Origin of the sequence: Ilumatobacter nonamiensis YM16-303 (genome assembly GCF_000350145.1) — a bacterium.
Lineage (GTDB): Bacteria > Actinomycetota > Acidimicrobiia > Acidimicrobiales > Ilumatobacteraceae > Ilumatobacter_A > Ilumatobacter_A nonamiensis.
Map to the genome: position 1 here is coordinate 20,870 of NZ_BAOL01000209.1, position 7,494 is coordinate 28,363.

At 67.3% G+C, this 7,494-nt stretch carries 9 protein-coding genes and 1 tRNA gene; 5 read left to right on the forward strand and 5 right to left on the reverse strand.

Features of this window, described 5'->3' with window-relative positions:
* The first annotated feature begins 21 nt into the window (after positions 1-21).
* Positions 22-171, forward strand: coding sequence for a hypothetical protein (locus ON45_RS23205; protein WP_158412484.1), 150 nt, complete (start codon positions 22-24; stop codon positions 169-171).
* A 1-nt stretch (position 172) separates the two neighbouring features.
* Here ON45_RS23205 and ON45_RS17240 read toward each other — a convergent pair whose 3' ends face one another.
* The gene (locus ON45_RS17240; RefSeq protein ID WP_040495476.1) at positions 173-745 is read right to left on the reverse strand and encodes a hypothetical protein; all 573 of its coding nucleotides are present in this window, start codon (positions 743-745) and stop codon (positions 173-175) included.
* Positions 729-2,477, reverse strand: a complete 1,749-nt coding sequence (locus ON45_RS17245; protein ID WP_085946562.1) for a SulP family inorganic anion transporter — start codon at positions 2,475-2,477, stop codon at positions 729-731. Before ON45_RS17245 ends, ON45_RS17240 begins: the two co-directional genes overlap by 17 nt.
* Positions 2,478-2,642: 165 nt before the next feature.
* Here ON45_RS17245 and ON45_RS17250 point away from each other — a divergent pair, with 165 nt between their 5' ends.
* Positions 2,643-4,100 carry a catalase gene (locus ON45_RS17250; protein WP_040495477.1) on the forward strand — a complete coding sequence of 486 codons (1,458 nt, stop codon included), beginning with the start codon at positions 2,643-2,645 and terminating at the stop codon, positions 4,098-4,100.
* A 36-nt stretch (positions 4,101-4,136) separates the two neighbouring features.
* On the opposite strand, the gene glsA is transcribed toward ON45_RS17250, so the two are convergent.
* Positions 4,137-5,120, reverse strand: coding sequence for a glutaminase A (gene glsA / locus ON45_RS17255; RefSeq protein ID WP_040495479.1), 984 nt, complete (start codon positions 5,118-5,120; stop codon positions 4,137-4,139).
* Between the two features lie 21 nt (positions 5,121-5,141).
* Between glsA and ON45_RS23935 the strand changes: the two genes are divergently transcribed.
* The gene (locus ON45_RS23935; protein ID WP_148288743.1) at positions 5,142-5,267 is read left to right on the forward strand and encodes a glutamine synthetase III; all 126 of its coding nucleotides are present in this window, start codon (positions 5,142-5,144) and stop codon (positions 5,265-5,267) included.
* Positions 5,268-5,283: 16 nt separating this feature from the next.
* Here the strand turns inward: ON45_RS23935 and ON45_RS17260 are convergent.
* Together ON45_RS17260 and ON45_RS21780 are read right to left on the reverse strand one after the other, a co-directional pair.
* A tRNA-Gly gene (locus ON45_RS17260) sits at positions 5,284-5,358 on the reverse strand.
* 49 nt (positions 5,359-5,407) lie between these two features.
* Positions 5,408-6,073, reverse strand: coding sequence for a TetR/AcrR family transcriptional regulator (locus tag ON45_RS21780; RefSeq protein ID WP_051063276.1), 666 nt, complete (start codon positions 6,071-6,073; stop codon positions 5,408-5,410).
* A gap of 76 nt (positions 6,074-6,149) precedes the next feature.
* Between ON45_RS21780 and ON45_RS17270 the strand changes: the two genes are divergently transcribed.
* Positions 6,150-6,884, forward strand: coding sequence for a DUF2786 domain-containing protein (locus ON45_RS17270; protein ID WP_040495480.1), 735 nt, complete (start codon positions 6,150-6,152; stop codon positions 6,882-6,884).
* Positions 6,884-7,378, forward strand: a complete 495-nt coding sequence (locus ON45_RS17275) for a hypothetical protein (RefSeq protein WP_040495481.1) — start codon at positions 6,884-6,886, stop codon at positions 7,376-7,378. Before ON45_RS17270 ends, ON45_RS17275 begins: the two co-directional genes overlap by 1 nt.
* Positions 7,379-7,494 lie beyond the last annotated feature (116 nt).

Here is a 7,494-nt window from a genome sequence, read left to right on the forward strand (position 1 = left end):
CAACGTCGGGGGCTCTTCGCGATGCGGAAGTCACGGATCGAGTCGGGGTCCGACCCGACCTACGCGAACGTGCAGGTGGTGATCAACCTCACCGCCCGGTTCGGCATGGCGGCGAAGATCACGAATGACCTGCCGACGCTGGTCGGTCGGCCCGCCACGCCGCTGGTCTAGTTCATTGCGGCGCATCGGGACGCGTGGATTCGCTGAGATCCCCATCGGCGAGGGGTTCGTTGCCGGACCGATTCATCCGCAGCATCCACAGCACGGCCACTCCCAAGAGCAATCCAGCGCCCAGGATCGCTCCGAGCGTCACGACCGCAGAATCGTTCGACCCGTCGTCGTCGTCGGGATCGACGGCGGACGAGCCGTCGCCGGACGATTCTCCACCGGACTGATCAGGCTCGGTCGAATCCGGTGCGGAGCTCGCGGGAGTCGATCCGCCGTCGGTGATGTCCGGGGTCGTTGCCGGGGTCGTGTCGCCGCCGGGGTTCGTCGATGAAGCCGATGTGTCGGACGGGGCCGACGTGTCGGGCGGGTCGGACTCGGGAGCGCTCACGGATGGGTCGGTCTCGGCCGAACCGGACTCGCCGGCAGCGTCGGTCGCCACCTCGGCGGTGTCCGGAACGTCCTCGCCCGGGTCGCTCACGCGGGTGCAGCCGGCGGCGAGCAGCATCGGCACCGCGAGAGCGACCAGCCACGCTCCGGAGCGGATGCGGTGTGCGCGTCGCTCAGACCTCGTCGGCATCGGTTGCGTCCTCCTCGTCGGTCGTGGCGGACGCGTCGGAGGGCGCGGTCGCCGACGTCTGTTCGATCCATGCCAGCGCATCGACGTACGCGCGTTTCACCGTCTCGCCCAACCATTCGGTCCCGATGTAGAGGTTCTGGTCGTCGAGGCTCCTCAACGCTCCGGTCGCGTCGAGCTGGCGACGAATGCGCGGGTTGTCGGTGACGACCATGAGCTTGCTGTCGACATCGTTGAGCGCGCGCATGTAGCGGCCCAGCACCTCGGAGAGCGTGGCGCCGATCTCGTCGGCACCGCGAATGCGCAGGATGACCACGCTGTTGCGTGACTCCGGCGTGACGTCGGGCATCTGTTCCTCGAGCGCGGCAGCAGTTGCGAAGAACACGCTTCCGTAGGGCTGGAGGACGATCGCCGACGCGGGTGGAACCACCGCGACCGGATCGATTTCGCGCATGCGGCCGTCGTCGGTGATCTCGATCTGGCGGGTGGTCAATCCTGTCGACTGCCGGACGACATGCAGGATGGTGGCGATCCCGACTCCGACGAGCACGGCGTATTGCAGCGGGATCAGCATCGTCAGGACGAGGGTGGTCGTCATCACGGTGAGTTGGACGCTGCCGGTCTTGGCGACCGAGATCACCTGGTGCGGCTTGATCGTGCCGTACCCGACCACGATCAGGAGTCCGGCGAGCGCGGGCATCGCCACATAGTTGACGAGTCCGCCGAACGCGAGGATCACGACGGCCATGACGCCGCCGGCGATGATCAGCGCGAGCCGAGATCGTGCGCCCGCGGCGATCACGAGCGAGCTGGCCGACATCGAACCGCCGACGGGCATGCCTTGGAACAGGCCGGCGGCGATGTTGCCGGCACCCTGGCCGACGAAGTCGGTCGAACCGTCCGAGAACGATCCGTCGGCATTGGGGATCCCCGCGGAAATTCCGGCACCCTGCACGAGTCCGACGAACGCCAGCGACGCCGCCGGAAGCAGGAAGCCGAACATCTCCCCGAACACCGGCATGGTGATGAACGGCAGGGCGCGTGGGACATCGGCGATGTCGCGCACCACCAGGACGTCACTGCCGAGCGCGTCGAACACCGCCGCGATGCCCGAGCCGACCACGACCGCGACGACGAGTCCGAGCGAACCGAGTGCGGTGCGTTGGAGCACGACGATGAGCGCGATGGTCGCGACACCGACCGCTGTGGTCGCGAGGTCGATCTTCCACAGGTGGGTCACCAGGTCGAGCGCACGAGACACGCGGTTGGCGCCCGCCGCGTCGTAGCCGGTGAAGTTGTCGAGCTGGCCGAGGATGATGTTCAGGCCGACCGCCGTGATGAAGCCGGTCATCACCGCCTTCGACACGAAACGGAGCACGGTGCCGAGCTTCAGGAGACCGGCGACGACCATCACGATCCCGGTCACGATCGAGAGGGTGAACAGCGAGCGGGCCGGGTCGTCACGACCCGCGAGATCGACGTCGGCGACGATGATCGCCATCGCCCCCGTCGCCTGCACCGCCATGAACGACGCGCTGGTGAAGAACGCTGCGCCGACCATGCCGTAGAGGTAGCCGTAGAGGCCGGCGACGGGGTTGACGCCCGCCAGCAACCCATTGGCGAGGCCGTCCGGGACGCTCTCCACACCGAGTACGAGCCCGGCCATCGCGTCGTCGCGGGTGTTCGCACGCTTGATGTCGGGGTAGCGCGATCGGATCAGGCTGCGGATCCCCATCGGTCACGCCGCCGGTACGGGGCTGGCGGGAATCCTGAGCACCGCCCGAAACTATCCGATCGACTCGGCGACGCCGAGAACGCGGTGGAGGCCGCACGTTTGAAGTGTGGGCCACGGGGTACCTGGAAGACGCGAGTAATTCGCCACCTCACGAAAGCGAGAACCATGACCGACTCCACGAACCCACCGACAACGACCGATGTCGGCATCCCGGTATCCAGCGACGAGCACTCGTTGACCGTCGGACCCGACGGTCCGCTCGTCTTCCATGATCACTACCTGATGGAGCAGATGGCGGCGTTCAACCGCGAGATGATTCCCGATCGCCAGCCGCATGCCAACGGCGGGGGAGCCTTCGGACGCTTCGAGGTGACCCAGGACGTGTCGAAGTGGACCAAGGCGTCCGTGTTCCAGCCGGGCACGACGACCGACATGCTCGCGCGTTTCTCCACCGTTGCCGGCGAGGCCGGTTCGCCCGACACATGGCGCGACCCGCGCGGTTTCGCGCTCAAGTTCTACACGTCCGAGGGCAACTACGACATGGTCGGCAACAACACGCCGGTCTTCTTCGTGCGCGATGCGATGAAGTTCCAACACTTCATCCACTCCCAGAAGCGGCGCGCCGACAACGGACTGCGGGACCACGACATGCAGTGGGACTTCTGGACTCTCAGCCCCGAAACGGCGCACCAGGTGACCTGGCTGATGGGCGACCGGGGCGTCCCGAAGACGTGGCGCCAGATGAACGGCTACTCCAGCCACACCTACATGTGGGTGAACGCATCAGGTGAACGATTCTGGGTGAAGTACCACTTCAAGACCGACCAGGGCATCGACTTCCTGTCGCAGGACGAGGCCGACCGTCTGGCAGGGGCCGACGCCGACTATCACCGTCGCGACCTCTTCGACTCGATCAAGAGCGGCGACCACCCGTCATGGACGCTGAAGGTGCAGGTGATGCCGTTCGACGAAGCGGCCGACTACCGGTTCAACCCGTTCGACCTGACGAAGGTGTGGCCGCACGCGGACTACCCGCTCCACGAAGTCGGCACCATGACGCTCGACCGGAACCCGACCGACTACCACTCCGAGATCGAGCAGGCGGCGTTCCAGCCGAACAACCTGATCCCCGGGATCGGTCCGAGCCCCGACAAGATGCTCCTCGCCCGGTTGATCTCGTACGCCGACGCGCACCGGGCGCGCCTCGGGGTCAACTATCAGCAGATCCCCGTCAACAAGCCGCAGTGTCCCGTGCACAGCTACAGCAAGGGCGGGGCGATGCGGATCGACAAGGCGAGCGATCCGGTCTACGCGCCGAACTCGTACGGCGGTCCTGCCGCCGCTGCGGAGCGGTACCCCGAGGTCGCCACGTGGGCGGCCGACGGCGAGTTCGTCCGCAAGGCCTACACCCTGCACGCCGAGGACGACGACTGGGGCCAGGCCGGAACACTCGTGCGCGAGGTGATGGACGACGCGCAGCGGGAGCGGTTGGTCGGCAACATCGCCGGGCACCTGCTCGACGGTGTGAGCACACCGGTGTTGGAGCGTGCCTTCGAGTACTGGCGCAATGTCGATGGGGACCTCGGCGACCGCGTCGAAGCCGCCGTCAACGAAGGCGGCTGACGACGACGCAGAACTCGGTCGACGTTCGGCTCGCTGTTACCGACTCGGACGCCAAGGACGGCCCGGGTCGAACAGGTGCAGTCCGAACTGCGCAGAGAACTCCTCGAACACCTTCACGCCACGGACGCTGTTGCCGAACTGATCGAGACGCGGTGAGAAGGTCGCCAGACCGCCGACGCCGGGGAGGATGCCGAGGATCCCACCGCCGACCCCGCTCTTTGCCGGGATGCCGACGGTGAACACCCATTCCCCGGCGTAGTCGTACATTCCGCAGGTGAGCGCGACCGACAACATGTCGCGCACCACCTCGGGTGCCACCACCTGCTCGCCGGTCGTGGGGTGCACGCCGTGGTTCGCCAGCGTCGCCCCGATCATCGCCAGGTCGTCGCAGGTGACGAGCACCGAGCACTGGGCGAAGTACAGGTCGAGCGTCTCCTCCACTCGATCCTCGATGATCCCCCGGCTGAGCATGAGATAGGCGATCGCCCGGTTGCGGTTTCCGGTGGCCTGTTCCGACGCCCACACGTGGTGGTCGAGTTCCGGAAGTCGACCGAGGTATCGCTCGTACAGGGAACGGACCACATCGACCCGGGCGCCGATGCTGTCGCCGACGACGAGGTCGGTGATGGCCATGGCGCCCGCGTTCACCATCGGGTTCGGGGCCCGATTGTCGTCCTCGTCGAGCAGGATCGCGTTGAAGCTGTCGCCGGTGGGTGCGACGCCCACGCGTCTCATGACCGCCTCCCGCCCGTGCGTCTCGAGGGCGAGGCCGTACATCAGCAACTTCGAGATCGACTGGATCGTGAACGGATGCGTGCCGGCGCCGGCACCGACCCGTCGCCCGTCGACCATCGCGACGGAGATCGCGAAGGTGTCGGGATCGACGTCGGCGAGTTCGGGAATGTAGTCAGCCGGAACACCGTCGGTGAGTGGCGCATGGTCGTCGTGCAGGCGTGCGACGACTTCGCGAGCCCAGACCTCCCGCTGATTCCGTTCGTCCGACTCCGACGTTTCAGGCATCCGGGGATCGTAGGCGCAAGCGTGGATGCGTTCGGCCTGTCGGCGATGGAGGAGTGCCTGCCGAAGAACGCGTTCGAGGCGATGAGGAAGACGGTGCAGACCGGGGTGCTGTCACCCGTCGGGACCGAAGCCTCCGTGGCCTCGTGAGCGGTGCTGAGATGAGTGGAGCGGACGACGAGAATCGAACTCGCATCATCAGCTTGGAAGGCTGAGGTTCTAGCCGTTGAACTACGTCCGCTAGAGCGCCTGACGTTATCGGAACGCGCTCGGCCCGACACCCGCAACCGTCAGCTGAGCAGAGACTGCAGGGCAGTGCGCCACATCGCCGCGATCTCGGCGTCGGTGGAACCAGCGGTGCGGCGAAGCAGGTCGTAGCTGTCCAGCCACGTCATCACCGCGACGGCGGACGCGATGGCGGTGGCCTTGTCGTCGCCCATCACGTTCAGTTCCGGCGCGAATTGTTCGCGCACTTGGTCGAGGTGGAGGTCGAAGATGTACTTCAACCCTCGTTCGACCTCGTCGATCTCGGGTGCACGTGCTCGTGCGACCAGTCCGAGGAGGTGTGTCCGCTCGAGTGTGCGGAGTTGCGCTTCGACGATGCGATCGATTCGCTCGTCGAGGGAACCCATGCCGACGTCCTCGACACGGGAGAGTGGCCACGCCTCACGGAACTCGGTTTCGATCGCCGTACGCGCGAGGTCGTTGAGGTCGTCGAAGTACCGGAAGACGGAGCGGTGGGAGAGCTCCGCCCGGTCGGCGATCTGGCCGACCGTCGGCGTGAGGTCGCCTTCGCGAATGAGCTCGATCAGCGACCGAATGACTGCGTCCCGATTGCGCTGACGCCGCAGGCTCCGTCCGTCCGCCTTGTCTCCGGACGTGGTCACTGGCGCGTCCTCGCTCAAAAAGTTCGGAACCGCGTCCTCGCCGGTCGGCGGCTGAAGCAGGTTGGTCATAGTGTCTTCGTCCTCCCGTACGGAACGGTACCCCTGGCCGCCATCGGACAAACCTCGCGGGGAAGATCCAGTCGTCATGAACAGCTCGTCGTCATCGCCCGACCCGACCCTCGTCGAGCGGGTCCGGAAACTGCTCGACAAGGCCGCGCGCACCGACAACGAGCACGAGGCCGAGCTGTTCGAGCGAAAGGCGGCCGAGCTGGTGGCTCGGCATCGCATCGACCCCGAGCGGATTGCCGATCGGTCCTTGCCGGACGATCTGGCTCTCCTGGAAGTCGAGGTCGGACGCGGCGCGTACGTGCGCGGTCGTCTCGACCTGCTGCACAACATCGCCGACAGCCAGGACGTCCGGATGGTGTTCCGCTCGACACCGCGGGGCAGCGTCGCGACTCTGGCCGGGCGGCGGGACGACCTCGACGTCGTGGAGGTGATGTACACGTCGCTCCACCAACAGGTGGCCGGCAAGATGGCCGAGCTGCGCGGACCGACGGGCGCTTCGACGCAACGGCAGCGGCGCGCCTTCCTGTTCGGCTTCGCCACACGGGTCGGCGAGCTCCTCGCCGAGACGCGGGCCCGTGTGGAGTCGGGCGCGGCACGGTCGGATGCAACGGGCACGACCGCACTCGTCCTGCGTGAACGGAAAGGGCGGGTCGACGAGTTCGCCCGCGAATCGTGGGGGCGTGTCCGTTCGGCGTCGGCGCCGTCGGCCGTCTCACCCGACGGCTTCGCTCGCGGGTTCGCCGCGGCAGAGGGCGCCGATCTCGGCCGGCGTCGTCTCGGCGTCCGTCGTGGGCTCGGGGCGGGTGGGTGATGGCGGCCGATCGCGATCGAGCGCAGGTGTACGCGGCTGAGCTGTCGGCATTCGATGGCACCGACATGGAGGCGGTCGTCGGGCGTGACGCAGTTGCCCGGGCGATCGAGCGAGTGCTGAACGGCCCGTGGTGGCCGGGTGGGTCGGTGTCCGTGCGCTCGATGCGCTCGGACGCCCGGTCGTCGGTGGCGCGTTGCTCGGGCGGCGACGGCGCCGGAGTGATCGACATCGGCATCTCCGAGGCGCAAGCCACGCTGGCGACGGGCGCGCACGAACTCGCGCACGCGCTCGCGGGAATCGACCACGGTCATGACGCCGTCTTCCGGCGGGCGCATCTCGACGTCGTGTCGGTGATCACCAACACCGACCGCGCCACCGGCCGCGGACGGCTCCACGTCGATCAGCTTCGACAGGCGTACGCGGCCGCCGGCCTCGCGACCGGGGAGCGAGCCTGGCCGGAGCCACCGCAGACCGGCGGAGCGATCGCGTTGTGAGCCCGGTCGAGGCGTGGCGCGGTCCCGATAGGTTGGCCCGCCACACATACGGGGTGTAGCGCAGCTTGGTTAGCGCGCCTGCTTTGGGAGCAGGAGGCCGGGAGTTCGAATCTCCC